We start from the raw sequence: 13,555 nt of genomic DNA on the forward strand, positions 1-13,555 counted from the left end.
GTCCGGGGATCAGCCTCGAGCGGCTACCGGGCACACTCCGGCCGCGAGCCACTTTTCCCGCAGGTCCGACGGGATGGTCAGCGTCGTCGGCTGTCCGTTGGTCAGCGTCCGGACGCTTCCGCCCAGCAGGAGACTGCCTGCCTTGTCGAGCACGGCCGTCGCCACTCGGCTGCGGTCCTCCGAACGCTCGAGCAGGCGCATCACCCGCACGCCCGTGCCCACCGTGCGGGCCCAGGCGCGTGAGTGCGGTACCTCGAGCCAGTCCGCGACCTCCGGGGTGACCACCTGGCGGACCATGGCGGCGACCACGCCGTCGAACGCCTTGCCCGGCACCAGGTCCTTGTACAGGCTCAGCAGGTTGCGGGTGAGCTCGATCCCCTCGGCGGACGGGCCGTAACTCGCCTCGACGAGCCGGGCGTTGAGCGCCTGGGCCTCGGCGAGGGTCTCGGGCATGGCGTCGGCCGGGATGCCCAGCAGGGCGCCGGTCACCCGCCACACGTAGTAGTAGTCCTCGGCTTCGCGGTCGGTGACGGCGATGCCGATGCGGCGCATTCCGTCGATGACCTGGACCGAGAAGATGAGCAACGCACCGAGCATGTCCTGCTGGCACAACGGCACGCCGTCCGCCTCGACGTCCCACTCGCCGGATCGGGTGATGAAGTACCGCACGGCGGCGTGGATCAGCCGCGTTTTCTGGATCGTCGGGACGAAGTTGCCGCCGGAGCCGAACGGGTTGCGGCCCATCAGGTGCAGCACGAACTGCGCCGTTTCCGACAGCCGGCGGTGGGGCTGGTTGAGCCGGTGCGTCAGCGACAGCACGCGTGACGGCCTCGGCTGGGCGTAGCAGTTGACCATCGCGCCGAACGACAGCACCGAGGCGACGTGGACCCCGTCGTCGACGAAGAACTCGTACGCGCTCGCGACGCGGTCGAGGTCGGCCCAGTCCGGTGGGGCGTCCGTCGCCACGAGGTAACGGTGCACCGTTTCGGGCAGGTCTTCGGGGATCGGCTGGTCGTTGTCGCGGAAGTGGGCCAGCACCTCGTTGACCGCCTGGGTCGTTCCGCCGGATACCAGGTCGGCGATCACCGCGTCGGCGAGCGGATCACCTTGGTACTTCAGCGCTTCGACGGCGGACTGCATCTGCTCCTGTGGCACGCGTTCAGCCTCAGCCGGATCGCCGACCCGGCGCTAGCGCTGTTCGGGGAGGCGGGCTTCACGACGGACTGAATTCCTGGGTCACGCAGCGTGATACAGGTCAGCCCTGCCGGGAAGAGAAGTCCGGCAGGGCTGAGCGATCACGGTCGGCGCGCCGCACGGTCGCCTCTCGGCGAGTGGCGCAACGCGGCTCCAGCCGGACGGAACTCCGCGAAGGCGATGGGTGCGGCCCGGGGGACACGGTGGGCACACCGACCAGTCTGTACAACGGGACCGCCCGGTCCGATATTTCCCGGTGGATGTGACGTGCGTTACCAGTGGTTCCACGTGGAACCACGAGTGCCCGACACCGCCCCGGTCCCGTGCAGTAACATCGCCGGTAAGGGAAGCAAGCTGAGAAGGGGTCTTCGGTGAAGAAGCTGCTGGCACTCGCCGTCATCGCGGGCGGCGTCCTGTTCGTCGTCAAGCGCAACAAGGCGGCCAAGGCCGAAGCCGACCTCTGGCGCGAGGCGACCGCGCCGGTGCCCTCCACCAACAGCACCACCCCGGCCAAGCCGGCCGGCGCTTCCCACAACTGATCTTCACCGCGGGCCACGCCCGCGACCCGGGGCTGTAGCTCAATTGGTAGAGCACCGCCTTTGCAAGGCGGGGGTCAGGGGTTCGATTCCCCTCAGCTCCACAACCCGAGGAACGTGACCAAGGCCAGGCCGGCGGAAACACCGCTGACCTGGCCTTGGTCGTATCCGGCGGCCGCCGCGGTGGGCGGTGCTCGCCGCTCACGCCGTTCCGCTGGTCACGCTGCCGTCCGGGATCTGGCGGTTGTTCCTCGCCGCCGGGGCCGACCTCGGGCTCCTCTCGGGTTTGGCGAAATCGTCTACATCGTCAGCCTGAGCCTGGTCTCCGAAGGCCTCGCCCTGCTCACCTTGGGGCTGTCCGGCCGTGGGGCGGGCGGGTCGCCCGATGGGTGCCCTTGCTCGGTGGCCGTCGGGTCGCGCCGTACGCCGCGATAGTGCCCGCCGCGGCCGGGGCCCTGCTCGTCGCCTGCTACGTGCCGGTGCTGCTGTGGGCTCCGCTGCTGGGCGCCGTCACGTGGGCGTACTGGCGGCGGCGCTGTCGCGATTGAGGCGGACAACGGCCGGCTCGGGTCAGGTTCGTGTCAGGTCGGTGTCAGGCCGCTCTCCGACAGTGGTTCCCATGACCGACCTGGCGATCACGGCCTCCGGACTGCGGAAGGCCTACCAAGACAAAACCGTCCTCGACGGCGTCGACCTCGAAGTCGAAGCGGGCACCATCTTCGCTCTGCTCGGCCCGAACGGCGCCGGCAAGACCACCACCGTCAACGTCCTCACCACGCTGGTCAAGGCCGACGGCGGCAGTGTCCGCGTCGCCGGGCACGACGTGGCCACCGAGCCCAAGGCCGTGCGGGCCGCCATCGGCGTCACCGGGCAGTTCGCCGCCGTCGACGAGCTGCTCACCGGGCAGGAAAACCTGCAGCTGATGGTCGACCTCACGCGGGGCGCCACGAAACAGGCCGTTGCCGAACTCCTCGAGCGCTTCGATCTCACCGAGGCGGCGCACAAACCCGCGTCGACCTACTCCGGCGGGATGCGGCGGAAGCTCGACCTCGCCATGACGCTCGTCGGCCGCCCGCGGATCATCTTCCTCGACGAGCCGACGACCGGGCTCGACCCGCGCAGCCGGCGCACCATGTGGTCGATCATCCGCGACCTCGTCGCCGACGGCGTCACCATCTTCCTCACCACCCAGTACCTCGAAGAGGCCGATCAGCTCGCCGACCGGATCGCCGTGCTCGACCAGGGCCGGCTCGTCGCCCAGGGCACCGCCGGCGAACTGAAGCGCCGGATCCCCGGCACCCACGTCCGGCTCCGGTTCACCACCGCGGCCGAGCTCGACGCGGCCGCGCGGATCCTCACCGACGCTGCGCGGGACGACGAGGCCATGGCCCTGCGCATCCCCAGCGATGGCGGCACGAAGTCGCTTCGCTCCCTTTTGGACAGACTCGACGAATACGCGCTCAGCGCCGAAGAGCTCTCCGTCCACACGCCCGATCTCGACGACGTCTTCCTCGCCCTGACGGGCCCCGCCACGGAGGTTCCCGCGAAATGAAGTCCCACTCGATGGTGATGCTGCGCCGCAACTTCAAGCACATCGCCCGCAACCCGATGTCGGTGTTCAACGCGATCCTGATGCCGGTCGTGGTCATGCTGATGTTCGTCTACATGTTCGGAGACGCCTTCAGCGTCGGCGTGGATTACGTCGACTACGCGACGCCAGGGCTGATGCTGCTGGCCGTCTGCTACGGGCTGGGAGCCACCGCGACCGCGGTGAACTCCGACATGACCAAGGGCATCATCAACCGGTTCAAGGTCATGGACGTCTCCCGCGGCGCGGTGCTGACCGGGCACGTCGTCGCCAGCGTGCTGACCAACCTGGTCGCCATCGCGGCCCTCCTCGGCGTCGCCTTCCTGCTCGGCTTCAGTCCGGCGGCGGGGTTCCTCGACTGGCTCGGCGCGCTCGGCGTCGTCGTGCTGCTCGGGTTCGCGACCGGCTGGCTCACGATCGCGCTGGGCCTGGCGGCGAAAACCCCGGAAACGGCGGGCCTGGCCTCGGTGCCGCTGGTCATGCTGCCGTTCTTCAGCAGCGCGATCGTGCCGGCCGACAAGATGGGTCCGGGCCTCAAGCAGTTCGCGGAGTACCAGCCGTTCACGCCGATCATCGAAACCCTGCGTGGACTGCTCAACGGGACGCCGGCCACCGGCACCCTGCTCGCCGCGCTCGGCTGGTGCGCCGGGATCGCCGTCGTCGGCTACCTGTGGGCCTCGGCCACCTTCAAGAAGCGAGCGTGACCGCGGCCAGCTCCGGCCAGCTCGCCGCCGCCCCTTCCCGCGTCGCCTCGGTGAACCCCTCGTCACCGAGGCGACGTCGTGCGGTCTCCTCGATCCGCGCCGCGTCCGGGTGCGACCGGTCCGGCAGGCCGCGGACCCCCGCGCCCGCCCCCAGCAGCCGCGCGGCCTGCTCGTCCTGGCCGGTGCGCAGGGCCAGGTCCGCGAGGCCGACGAGGACTCGCGCGACCGTCAGCGGGTGTCCCGTCTCGGTCGCCGCTTCGAAGGCCGCCGCCCAGTGCACCCGGGATTCGCCGACGTCCTCGGCGAGGTAACCGAGCAGCTCCTGGGCCACCGCGCGGACGATGGCCCGCTCGGCGTCTTCGCCCAGCATCTTCGTCGCCACGTCGAGCTGGCGGCGCGCCTCGACGGTGTCGCCGCGCCAGCGCGCGAGTTCCGCCTTGGCCAGGGCGAGCTCGGCCTGCGCGTTCGGCCAGGCCACCCCCTCCGCGCACCGCTGGGCCTCGGCCAGCGCGGTGGCGCTCGCCTTTTCGTCGCCGAGCAGCCAGTACAGCTGCGCCTGCCGTGACCGCATCCGCACGACGTCCTCGATGGCGCCGACCTCGGTCACCACGTCGATGGCCTGCTCGTAGTACTCGCACGCTTGCGCGAACTCACCGCGGACGGTGATGCGGTCCGCCAGCTCGGTCAGGGCGAACGACGTGCCCCACCGCTCGCCGAGCGCGCGGAACTCGGCGACCGCCGTCTCGAGCAGCGCGTCCGTCTCCCGGTCACCGTGTCCGAACTGGACGCGCATCTTGCCCAGCTGCAGCCGGGCCACCGCGCGCACCCACGGGTCTTCGTCGGCGAGCAGCGGTTCGAACGCCGTCAGCGCCGCGTCCGGTCCGTGCAGCAGGCGCTCCAGCGCGGCGGCGAACCGCAACGTCACCGGTGGGTTCTCGACCTTCAGGCTGACGTCGTACGCCTTGCGGATCCACTCCTCCGCGCGGTACTCGTCGCTCTGCTGCCCGGACGTCACGAACTGGACGACGAACGTGTAGACCAGGCCGCGGATCTCGTCCGGCACCTCGCCGGGCACGGCCGTGGCCGCCATGACCAGCTCGTTGCCCTCCGTCCGGTGCCCCGCGAGCCACCAGTACCAGCCGGCGGTCGCCGCGAGCCGCATGGCTTCGGCTGCTTCGCCCGCCGCGAGAGCTCCGCGCATCGCCGCGGTGATGTTCTCGTGCTCGGCCTCGAGCGTGGCGAGCCATTCGAGCTGCTCGGCGCGGCGCAGGTGCGGCTCCGCCGTCTCGGCGAGTTCGGTGAAGTACGCGAGGTGGGCGCGCCGGGCGACGTCCGTCTCGCCCGCCTCCGCGAGCCGCTGTTCGGCGTACTCCTTGATCGTGCCGAGCATGCGATAGCGCTCGCCGACCACCACGACCAGCGACTTCTCGGTCAACGCGGTCAGCAGCTCCAGGACGTCGTGGTCCCCGCAGACCCGCTCGGCCGCTTCCAGGCTCGCCCCGCCGGAGAACACCGAAAGCCGGCGCAGCACGACGCGTTCGGCGTCGGAGAGCAGCTCCCAGCTCCAGTCGATCACCGCGCGCAGTGTCCGGTGCCGGGGGAGCGCGGTCCGGCTGCCGCCGGTCAGCAGGCGGAACCGGTCGTCGAGCCGGTGTGCGAGCTGGTCGAGCGACATCGTGCGCAGGCGGGCGGCGGCGAGCTCGATGGCCAGCGGCATCCCGTCCAGCGCCCGGCAGACGCGGGCCAGCGTGCGGACGTCCACCGTGAGGTCCTTGCGCACCGCGCCGGCCCGGTCCCGCAGCAGCCGGACGGCCGGGGCGGCCTCGATTTCGGCGGGATCGGCGTTTTCCGGCGGCAGGACCAGGGGCGCGACCTGCCACAGCGCCTCGCCGGTGATGCCGAGCGGTTCCCGGCTCGTCGCGAGGATCCGCAGCCGTCGGCACTCCCCGAGCACCCGGTGCGCGAAGGCCGCCGCGGCTTCGATGACGTGCTCGCAGTTGTCGAGGATGAGCAGCATCGAACGCTCGCGCAGGGCGGCGATGACCCGGTCGGTCGGCTCGGCGTCCGGTGCCTCGCCGACGAGCGAGTCCCGCAGCTTGAGCGCGCCGAGCGTCGCCTGGGCGACGTCGTCGCCCGGGCCGATCGCCGCCAGTTCGACCAGCCACGCGCCGTCCGGCAGGTCGCCGAGCAGCGTGCGCGCGGTTTCCGTGGCCTGCCGGGTCTTCCCCGAACCGCCCGGCCCGATCAGGGTGGTGAGCCGGTGTTCGGCGACGAGCTCGCGGACGGCGGTGATATCGGCGTCCTTGCCGACGTAGCTGGTCAGCTCGGCCCGCAGGTTCGTCTTCGGGCTCTCCTGCCGCCGTCCCAGCTCGCCACGCAGCAGCGCGACGTGCACTTCGGACAGTTCCGGCGACGGGTCGACGCCGAGGGAGTCAGCCAGGGTTTCCCGGGTGCGCTCGTAGGCCAGCAGCGCCTCGGTGTCGCGGCCGGTCGCGACGAGGGCACGCATCAACGCGGCGACGAGCCGTTCGCGCATCGGGTGCGCGGCGACCAGGTCGGTCAGCTCGGTGACCAGCTCCGCACCGCCGCCGAGCCGGACCTCCGCGTCGAACCGGTCCTCCAAGGCGGCCAGGCGCAGCCCTTCGAGCCGGGTGACCGCCGCCTCGAACGCCGCGCTCTCCGGCAGTTCGACGTCCTGCATGGCCGGACCGCGCCAGAGCGCGAGGGCCTCCCGCAGCCGGTGCGGGTCGGCTTCCTGACGGGCCCGGCCGACGAGGCGTTCGAACCGCACGGCGTCGACGTCGTCGGGCGCCACCACCAGCCGGTAGCCGGTCGGCCGTCCGTCGACCGAACCTTCGGGCAGCGCCTTGCGCAGCCGGGAAACCAGGCGCTGCAAGGCGTTCGGTGCCTCGGCGGGCGGCTGCTCACCCCAGATCCAGTCGACGAGCGTGGCTTTCGGGACGACCTGACCCGGTTCGAGCGCGAGGGCGACCAGCAGCCCGCGCAGGCGGGCGCCCGGCACCTCGGCGAGCGCGCCGTCGTCCGTGCGCACTTCGAAGGGCCCCAGGATCCCGATCTGCACCCGGCCGATCTTGCCACGGGCGATGGTGTCCGAGGCGTGTCAGGCCCGTGTCAGGCCACTCGGCGATCGTCGTCGGCACACCCACGAAAGGACAGCCGATGAGCCAGCACGGACTCCCCATGGACCGCGACGCGGGACCCTTCGACCCGCCGAGCGCGCTCACCCGGCTGCGCGACACTCGTCCGGTCAGCCCGCTGGTGTTCCCCGACGGGCACGAAGGCTGGCTCGTCACCGGCTACGAAGAGGTCCGGCAGATGATGGCCGACACGCGGTTCAGCTCCCGGCTGGACCTCGACGTCATCCACGTGCCGTACGAGACGGGCATGCCCGCCGCCACCGAGCCGTCGCCGCCGATGCCGGGCATGTTCATCGCGATGGACCCGCCGGAGCACAGCAGGCTGCGCCGCAAGCTCACCGGCGCCTTCACCGTCAAGCGGATGAAGCAGCTGGAGGAGCACATCGCCGACGTCGTCGAGCGGCAGCTCGACCACCTCGCACGGCTGGCCCCGCCGGTCGACCTGGTCAAGGAGTTCGCGCTCCCGGTGCCGTCGCTGGTCATCTGCGAGCTGCTCGGCGTGCCCTACGCGGACCGGGACACCTTCCAGGCGAACTCGGCCCAGTTCATGGTCCGGGAGCAGACCCTCGAGGAGAAGATGGGCGCGTACATCGCGCTGAACACCTACCTGTCCGAACTGGTCACGAGCAAGCGCGCCGAGCCCGGCGAGGACATCCTGTCCGACCTGGCCCGCCACGACGACCTGACCGTCGAGGAGCTGACCGGCGCGGCGTTCCTGCTGCTGCTCGCCGGCCACGAGACGACGGCCAACATGCTGTCGCTGGGCACGTTCGCGCTGCTGGAGCACCCCGGCCAGCGCGCCGAGCTGGCCGCCGACGCGGACCTGCTGCCCGGGGCCGTGGAGGAGATGCTGCGCTACCTGTCGGTGGCCGACATCTTCTTCCGCTACGCCACGGAGGACCTCGAGCTCGGCGGCGAGACGATCACGAAGGGCTCGACGGTCGTGGTCTCGCTGCTCGCCGCCAACCACGACCCCCGGCGCTTCGAAAACCCCGACACGCTGGACATCCGCCGCAACGCCCGCGGGCTCCTGTCCTTCGGCCACGGCGTCCACCAGTGCCTCGGCCAGCAGCTGGCCCGCATCGAGATGCGCGCCGGCTTCGGTGGGCTGCTGCGCCGGTTCCCGACACTGGCGCTCGCGGTGCCGGCCGAGGAGGTGAAGCTGCGCACGGACATGAACATCTACGGCGTTCACGAGCTGCCGGTCACGTGGACCGCAGGAAGCTGAGCACCGCGTCCCTCCCCGCGTGGCCGCGCTCGCGGTTCTGGATCGAGTGCGACTCGCCCGGCACGATCACCAGCTCGCCGCGCGGGGCCCGGGCCGCTTCCTCGCGCGCCCACTCCAGCGGCGTCGAGAGGTCGCGGTCGCCGTTGAGCAGCAGGACCGGGACGTCCGGCAACGGCCCGGCCGGATTGGCCGCCGGGTGTTCCGCCGGCCACGGCAGGCAGCTCTGGATGAAGCCCTGCTGCGTGGCCACGCCGGTCGTGTACGGCCAGGTCGCCGACTCCGGGAGCACGTGGGCGGCCAGCGACAGCAGCGGACGGCGGAGCGCGAGCGGGGTGGCCGCGGAGCCCCACGGGAACCGCCCGTCCGCGCACAGCGTGGCCGCGTGCAGGCCGGCGCTGAACGAGGCCGGGTCGTCGCCGCCGGACTGGTAGGCCTCCAGGAGGCCGTCCAAGCGCGCCGGGGCGCCGGTGCGGGCTTCGTGCAGGGCGCCGATGATGTCGCCCGCCGCCGGGCTCCGGTACGAGGGATCGGCGAATTCGTACGACACCACCGTGTCGAAGATCCGCACGCCGTCCGCGGTGCCGCGGTGGCGGACCACCCACGCCAGGTCCTCGGCCGGGTCGTAGCCGCAGGCCGGGGCCACCGCGCACGCCGCGCGCAGCACGCGTGCCTCGGCCGTCATGCCCGTCAGGTACAGCGACGCCGACGCGGAAGCGTGGTGCGGCAGCACCGAATCGAGGATCACCTTGCTGACGTGGTGCGGGTGGGCGATCGCGTACCGCGCCGCCGTGAACGAGCCGTACGAGACGCCGTCGACGACCAGCTTCGGCACGCCGAGGGCCTGCCGGAGCTGGTCGAAGTCCGCCACGCTCTGGTCGGTCGAGTACAGCGGGGCCGTGTCGCCGAGGATGCGCGCGCACTCCTGCACCGCGCCCGCCGACGGCGTCGCGATGTCCGAACTGCCCATCTCCGCCTGCAGACCGGGGCACCGCAGCGCGCCCGACGGCCCGGTGCCGCGCTGGTCGAGCATGACGATCCGGTAGTCCTGCGCGACTTCCGGCAGCCGCTGCCTGGCGATCCGCGTGATCGTCCCGACGCCGCCCTGGCCCGGGCCACCGGTGAGGAACAGCAGCACGCCCTTGGGCGCGTTGACGTTGTCGGCGGTCGCCACGGGAAGGTCGAGCGTGCCCGGCACGCGGCCGGTGTGGTCGAGCGGGACGGTCAGGGTCGAGCAAGTGAAGCCCGGCTGTCCCGGGCACGGGTGCGGATCCGCCAGCTCCGGTCGTCCCCCAGGACGCGCGTCGGCCGGGGCCGCACCCCCGAGTGCGGCGGTCAGCGCCAGGACCAGCCCGGCGGTCAGCATCTTCGAGCGCATGCCTGCATCATGCGCACACCGGCGCGGAAACCGCATACCTCCGAAAGGGCGGCCGTCAGGGCCAGAGGCGCTCGCGGACCCAGCCGCCGCCCGACTTCCGGTAGCGCAGCCGCACGTGCCGCCGGTCGTGGCTGGCCTGCCAGAACTCGACTTCGTCCGGGTCCACGAGGTACCGCGTCCAGGTTTCCGGGGCCACGTCCGGGTTCTCCTCGACCCAGCGCTGCGCTTCCGCGGCCGCCGCCTCGAGGTCCGCCGGATCGTGCAGCACCTGCGACTGGTGCCCGATGAACGCTTCGACGCGGGACGCCGGCGGCCGGGCGAGGAAGTCCGCCGCCGACACCTCGGGCGTGGCCGGGGAGACCGGGCCGCGCAGCCGGACCTGCCGGCCGCGGCCGGGCCAGAAGAACGTCAGCGCCGCGCGCGGGTCCTTGCGCAGCTGCAGGCCCTTCGGGCTTTCCGCGCTGGTCGCGACCGCCCAGCCATCGGGGCCGACGTCCTTGAGGATCACCACACGCGCGTCGGGCGCGCCATCGGCATCCACTGTGGACAGCGTGACGGCGTGCGGCGCCAGCACGTGCTCACCGGCTTCGGTCAGCCACTCGAGGAACAGCGCCTGCGGGTCCGGTGGCGCCGTTTCCGGCGTGAATCCGGGAAGCTCTTCGGGGAACGAGGGCCAGCCGCGCAATTGCACCATGTCAGTAACCGTACGGACCCTGGTGGGGTGCGTGCCCGGGCGGTGGGTAGACCGGCGGCTGCGGGCCGGCCGGGCCGGCGTACGGCGGGGGCGGGACCTGCGGCGCCGGCGCGGGCATCGGGTGCTGCGGTTGCTGTTGCGCCTGCTGCCACTGGACCTGCTGGTAGACCTCGGCGGGCTGCGGGAAGCAGTACGTCAGCTTGGCGTTGACCGAGCCCTGCATCGCCGCGCCCCAGAGCTTGCCGCCGACGAACGCGTACAGCTGCCCCGCCGAGAGGTCCACCGCGACCATCCGCGTCTCGCCGCCGAACTGGTTGCCCGACTTCGCCGACGCGGCCTGCGCGGCGTCGGGGTACACGCGGCTGCCGACGAGCCCGGCGATCACGACCGAGCCCGCCGTCCAGCCCATGGTGCCGGTCAGGTTCGCGCGGGCGTGCTGGGTGGCGCGGCCGGTGAAGTCGTACAGCGCCGCCGCGCTGACCTCCGGGACGGCGGCGGCGATCACGCAGTAGTTCATCGTCGTGAGCAGGACCTGCTCGGTGAACAGCCCGACGACGGCCGTGGCGGGGCCGATCTGCACGGTATGCAGCCGCCCGCCGGCCCGCTGGACGCGCTCGGCCATCGCGCCGAGGTACTGCTCCGGGGTGAGCACGTCGCCATCGTCGCACGCCCGGTGGTCACGCCGCCGTCAGCCAGCGGTTTTCACACATGCTTCGTGGTTGACTGTCCGCGCTATGCGACGACTCGTACTTCTCGCGCCCGCCGTGGTCCTGCTGGCCGGCTGCAGCGCCACCATCGTGACCGGCACCGCGGCGCCCAGCCCGCCGTCCGCGTCCACCGCAGCAGGCGCCGGCAGCCTGCCCCCGGACCCCCAGCCGGGCGCGACGGAGGACTGCCCGTACCTCGGCAGCGAGTTCGTGGCCGAGTCGAACGGCCAGCACGTGTCGAAGGTGCGCGTGTCCGCCGACCAGCCGCACCCGGCGTGCTTCTTCTATCGCCCGGACGGGAAGATCCAGCTCACCGTCCGTGTGTACGTAGGCGACGCGAAAACGGCGACGGCGCTGGTCAACAAGGCGGCGCCGCTCGACTCGTCCAATCCGGCGAGCGACCCTTCCGGCTGGAAGGGGGGCTATTTGTCGTCCGACGACGGGGCCGTCTACGCGGTCGCCAAGGGGTCCGTGGCGGTCATCGCGTCGACGAACCAGAAGCAGAGCGTCAAGGCACGCACAGTGGTCAAGAAGGCTATCGCTGCCCTGAAGCTCTAGGTAGCGACCTCCACACGGGTGAGTGATGTTGATCTTGTATTACCCTGTGCGTCACGCGCAGGCTTCGTGGACTCGCGCACCGCAGCCACCGGGGACCCCCACCCCGGGCGGGGCACCAACTCTGCAAGGACAAAGGACAAGATTCGTGGCTGACACCCTCAAGGAAATCCTGCTCGACTCCAGCCGTCGCCCGGCTGTCGTTTCCGACTTCGAGACCCTCGTGGACGCCGAGGTCTCGGACAAGGGCGGCGTTTCGGGTGCCGTCGTGAAGACCGGCTTCGCCGCGGTCAAGAAGATCAAGCCGGGCATCATCCCCTCGGCCGTCGACACGCTGCTGCCGGACTTCGCCTCCGCGCTCGAGCCGTTCTACGGCGACTACCGGGCCAAGGGCGGCAACGACTTCGGCGCCTACCTGTCCAGCCGCTCGGACGAGGCTTCCGACGCGCTGCTGAGCGTCACCGACTCGCGCGCGGAGAAGAGCAGCCGCGACAGCATCAAGAAGGTCTACTCGAAGCTGCGCCCGAACGGCAAGAAGAACGTCGAGGAGGCGCTGCCGCGTCTGGGCCAGCTGATCGACAAGCACGCCGCTGCCGTCTGATCGGTTTTTCAAGCACGACTGAAGAGGCCCCCGGCTGCACCCCCGGGGGCCTCTTCGCGTCTTGTTCAGTTCTTCTTCTCGGCGGGCGCCGCGGACGGTGCCTTGCCGTTCGCCTGCGCGCTCGGCTTCGCCGCTTCGGCGGGCTTCGGCGCGGGCGGGGTGGCCTTCGGCGGCGCGGGCGCGACCGGCGGCTCCTGCTTCGAGCGGAGGGCGTAGGCAGCACCGGCGCCGACCACGACCAGGCCCAGCAGCCACGGCCACTTGCGACGGCTGCGGGTGCCCTTGGCGGCCGACTTGGCCTCGGACAGAGCGGCGTAGAAGTCCTTCTTCGCCGCCTTGAAGTCCTTCTTGCCGCGGCGCTTCGACTCGCCGGCCGCCTTCGCGGCCTTGATGGCGGCCTTCTTCGCCTTGCGACCCGGCTTGCGCAGCTCGGACAGGCGCGCGAGCGCCTCCTGGCGAGCGGCCTTCGAGCTCTTCTTGAGCTCCTTGCGGGTCAGTTCCGTCTTCTTCGCGAGCTTCTTCTGCGCGCGCCGCCCCTGCTTGACACCCTCGGTGACGAGTTTGTCGGCGGTCTCGACGGCCTGGGCTGTCGCCCGGGACATGGGCTTCACCTCATCATTCGTTTTGACACTGCTCTGTTACCCGTAACCTATCGTGCCCCTTTTTCGCTCCGCCCGCCCGCAGATGGCACGATGGCTTGCGTGAAAGCTACGCTGCACACCAACCAGGGTGACATCCACCTGAACCTGTTCCCGGACCACGCGCCCAAGACCGTGGCGAACTTCGTGGGGCTCGCGGAGGGCACCAAGGAGTACACCCAGCCCAACGCGGCGGGGACGAACTCCGGGCCCTTCTACGACGGGTCGATCTTCCACCGGGTCATCGACGGCTTCATGCTGCAGGGCGGCGACCCGACCGGCACCGGTCGCGGCGGCCCCGGCTACAAGTTCGGCGACGAGTTCCACCCGGAGCTGCAGTTCAGCAAGCCGTACCTGCTGGCCATGGCCAACGCCGGGCCCGGCACGAACGGCTCGCAGTTCTTCATCACCGTGGCGCCGACCACCCACCTCAACTTCCGGCACACGATCTTCGGCGAGGTGGCCGACCAGGAGTCGCGCAACGTCGTCGACGCGATCGCCCGGACGTCGACCGGCCCGGCGGACCGCCCGCTGACCGACATCGTCATCGAGAAGGTCAGCGTCGAGCACTGACGGC

The 13,555-nt window shown here is 71.3% G+C and carries 15 protein-coding genes and 1 tRNA gene; 10 read left to right on the top strand and 6 right to left on the bottom strand.

Annotated features, from left to right (window positions below; all coding sequences use genetic code 11):
* Nucleotides 1–9: 9 nt before the first annotated feature.
* Nucleotides 10–1,155: an oxygenase MpaB family protein gene (locus ACFPLC_RS14370; RefSeq protein WP_378191889.1), complete on the bottom strand. Its 1,146-nt coding sequence runs from the start codon at nt 1,153–1,155 to the stop codon at nt 10–12.
* 410 nt (nt 1,156–1,565) lie between these two features.
* On the opposite strand from ACFPLC_RS14370, the gene ACFPLC_RS14375 reads away from it, so the two are divergent.
* The 6 genes from ACFPLC_RS14375 to ACFPLC_RS14400 all read left to right on the top strand — a co-directional run bounded on the left by ACFPLC_RS14375 (nt 1,566) and on the right by ACFPLC_RS14400 (nt 4,022).
* A complete protein-coding gene (locus ACFPLC_RS14375; protein WP_378191891.1) occupies nt 1,566–1,733 on the top strand; it encodes a DLW-39 family protein in 168 nt (55 codons plus the stop codon).
* A gap of 28 nt (nt 1,734–1,761) precedes the next feature.
* Nucleotides 1,762–1,834 (top strand) — tRNA-Ala (locus tag ACFPLC_RS14380).
* 86 nt (nt 1,835–1,920) lie between these two features.
* Nucleotides 1,921–2,046, top strand: coding sequence for a hypothetical protein (locus ACFPLC_RS14385; protein ID WP_378235828.1), 126 nt, complete (start codon nt 1,921–1,923; stop codon nt 2,044–2,046).
* A 73-nt stretch (nt 2,047–2,119) separates the two neighbouring features.
* Nucleotides 2,120–2,278, top strand: a complete 159-nt coding sequence (locus tag ACFPLC_RS14390) for a hypothetical protein (protein WP_378191893.1) — start codon at nt 2,120–2,122, stop codon at nt 2,276–2,278.
* Between the two features lie 71 nt (nt 2,279–2,349).
* Nucleotides 2,350–3,282 (top strand): ATP-binding cassette domain-containing protein, encoded by a 933-nt coding sequence (locus ACFPLC_RS14395; RefSeq protein ID WP_378191895.1) that lies wholly within the window; start codon nt 2,350–2,352, stop codon nt 3,280–3,282.
* A complete protein-coding gene (locus tag ACFPLC_RS14400; protein ID WP_378191897.1) occupies nt 3,279–4,022 on the top strand; it encodes an ABC transporter permease in 744 nt (247 codons plus the stop codon). The genes ACFPLC_RS14395 and ACFPLC_RS14400 overlap by 4 nt, the downstream gene beginning before the upstream one ends.
* On the opposite strand, the gene ACFPLC_RS14405 is transcribed toward ACFPLC_RS14400, so the two are convergent.
* Nucleotides 4,006–7,104: a BTAD domain-containing putative transcriptional regulator gene (locus tag ACFPLC_RS14405; RefSeq protein ID WP_378191899.1), complete on the bottom strand. Its 3,099-nt coding sequence runs from the start codon at nt 7,102–7,104 to the stop codon at nt 4,006–4,008. The genes ACFPLC_RS14400 and ACFPLC_RS14405 overlap by 17 nt on opposite strands.
* 98 nt (nt 7,105–7,202) lie before the next feature.
* Between ACFPLC_RS14405 and ACFPLC_RS14410 the strand changes: the two genes are divergently transcribed.
* Nucleotides 7,203–8,408, top strand: a complete 1,206-nt coding sequence (locus ACFPLC_RS14410) for a cytochrome P450 (RefSeq protein WP_378191901.1) — start codon at nt 7,203–7,205, stop codon at nt 8,406–8,408.
* On the opposite strand, the gene ACFPLC_RS14415 is transcribed toward ACFPLC_RS14410, so the two are convergent.
* From ACFPLC_RS14415 to ACFPLC_RS14425, 3 genes are read right to left on the bottom strand one after another with little or no spacing between them, the layout of a single operon-like run.
* Complete coding sequence (locus ACFPLC_RS14415) at nt 8,386–9,783, bottom strand: alpha/beta fold hydrolase (protein ID WP_378191903.1); 1,398 nt, start codon at nt 9,781–9,783, stop codon at nt 8,386–8,388. The two genes, ACFPLC_RS14410 and ACFPLC_RS14415, sit on opposite strands and share 23 nt — an antisense overlap.
* Nucleotides 9,784–9,838: 55 nt before the next feature.
* Nucleotides 9,839–10,477 carry a pyridoxine/pyridoxamine 5'-phosphate oxidase gene (locus ACFPLC_RS14420; protein ID WP_378191905.1) on the bottom strand — a complete coding sequence of 213 codons (639 nt, stop codon included), beginning with the start codon at nt 10,475–10,477 and terminating at the stop codon, nt 9,839–9,841.
* Nucleotide 10,478: 1 nt separating this feature from the next.
* Nucleotides 10,479–11,129 carry a hypothetical protein gene (locus ACFPLC_RS14425; protein WP_378191907.1) on the bottom strand — a complete coding sequence of 217 codons (651 nt, stop codon included), beginning with the start codon at nt 11,127–11,129 and terminating at the stop codon, nt 10,479–10,481.
* Between the two features lie 82 nt (nt 11,130–11,211).
* On the opposite strand from ACFPLC_RS14425, the gene ACFPLC_RS14430 reads away from it, so the two are divergent.
* A complete protein-coding gene (locus ACFPLC_RS14430) occupies nt 11,212–11,742 on the top strand; it encodes a DUF2020 domain-containing protein (RefSeq protein WP_191308607.1) in 531 nt (176 codons plus the stop codon).
* 145 nt (nt 11,743–11,887) lie between these two features.
* Nucleotides 11,888–12,340: a DUF6918 family protein gene (locus tag ACFPLC_RS14435; RefSeq protein ID WP_176173818.1), complete on the top strand. Its 453-nt coding sequence runs from the start codon at nt 11,888–11,890 to the stop codon at nt 12,338–12,340.
* 65 nt (nt 12,341–12,405) lie between these two features.
* Here ACFPLC_RS14435 and ACFPLC_RS14440 read toward each other — a convergent pair whose 3' ends face one another.
* The gene (locus tag ACFPLC_RS14440; RefSeq protein ID WP_191308609.1) at nt 12,406–12,942 is read right to left on the bottom strand and encodes a hypothetical protein; all 537 of its coding nucleotides are present in this window, start codon (nt 12,940–12,942) and stop codon (nt 12,406–12,408) included.
* 90 nt (nt 12,943–13,032) lie between these two features.
* On the opposite strand from ACFPLC_RS14440, the gene ACFPLC_RS14445 reads away from it, so the two are divergent.
* Nucleotides 13,033–13,551, top strand: coding sequence for a peptidylprolyl isomerase (locus tag ACFPLC_RS14445; RefSeq protein WP_378191910.1), 519 nt, complete (start codon nt 13,033–13,035; stop codon nt 13,549–13,551).
* Nucleotides 13,552–13,555 lie beyond the last annotated feature (4 nt).

Source organism: Amycolatopsis plumensis (assembly GCF_042652605.1).
GTDB classification, from domain to species: Bacteria; Actinomycetota; Actinomycetes; order Mycobacteriales; family Pseudonocardiaceae; genus Amycolatopsis; species Amycolatopsis plumensis.

Bases quoted from the DNA above. Each gene is read 5' to 3' on its own strand.
- ACFPLC_RS14440 (WP_191308609.1), bottom strand. From the start codon at position 12,942: ATGTCCCGGGCGACAGCCCAGGCCGTCGAGACCGCCGACAAACTCGTC.
- ACFPLC_RS14430 (WP_191308607.1), top strand. From the start codon at position 11,212: ATGCGACGACTCGTACTTCTCGCGCCCGCCGTGGTCCTGCTGGCCGGC.
- ACFPLC_RS14395 (WP_378191895.1), top strand. From the start codon at position 2,350: ATGACCGACCTGGCGATCACGGCCTCCGGACTGCGGAAGGCCTACCAA.
- ACFPLC_RS14415 (WP_378191903.1), bottom strand. From the start codon at position 9,783: ATGCGCTCGAAGATGCTGACCGCCGGGCTGGTCCTGGCGCTGACCGCC.
- ACFPLC_RS14400 (WP_378191897.1), top strand. From the start codon at position 3,279: ATGAAGTCCCACTCGATGGTGATGCTGCGCCGCAACTTCAAGCACATC.
- ACFPLC_RS14445 (WP_378191910.1), top strand. From the start codon at position 13,033: ATGGCTTGCGTGAAAGCTACGCTGCACACCAACCAGGGTGACATCCAC.
- ACFPLC_RS14410 (WP_378191901.1), top strand. From the start codon at position 7,203: ATGAGCCAGCACGGACTCCCCATGGACCGCGACGCGGGACCCTTCGAC.
- ACFPLC_RS14420 (WP_378191905.1), bottom strand. From the start codon at position 10,477: ATGGTGCAATTGCGCGGCTGGCCCTCGTTCCCCGAAGAGCTTCCCGGA.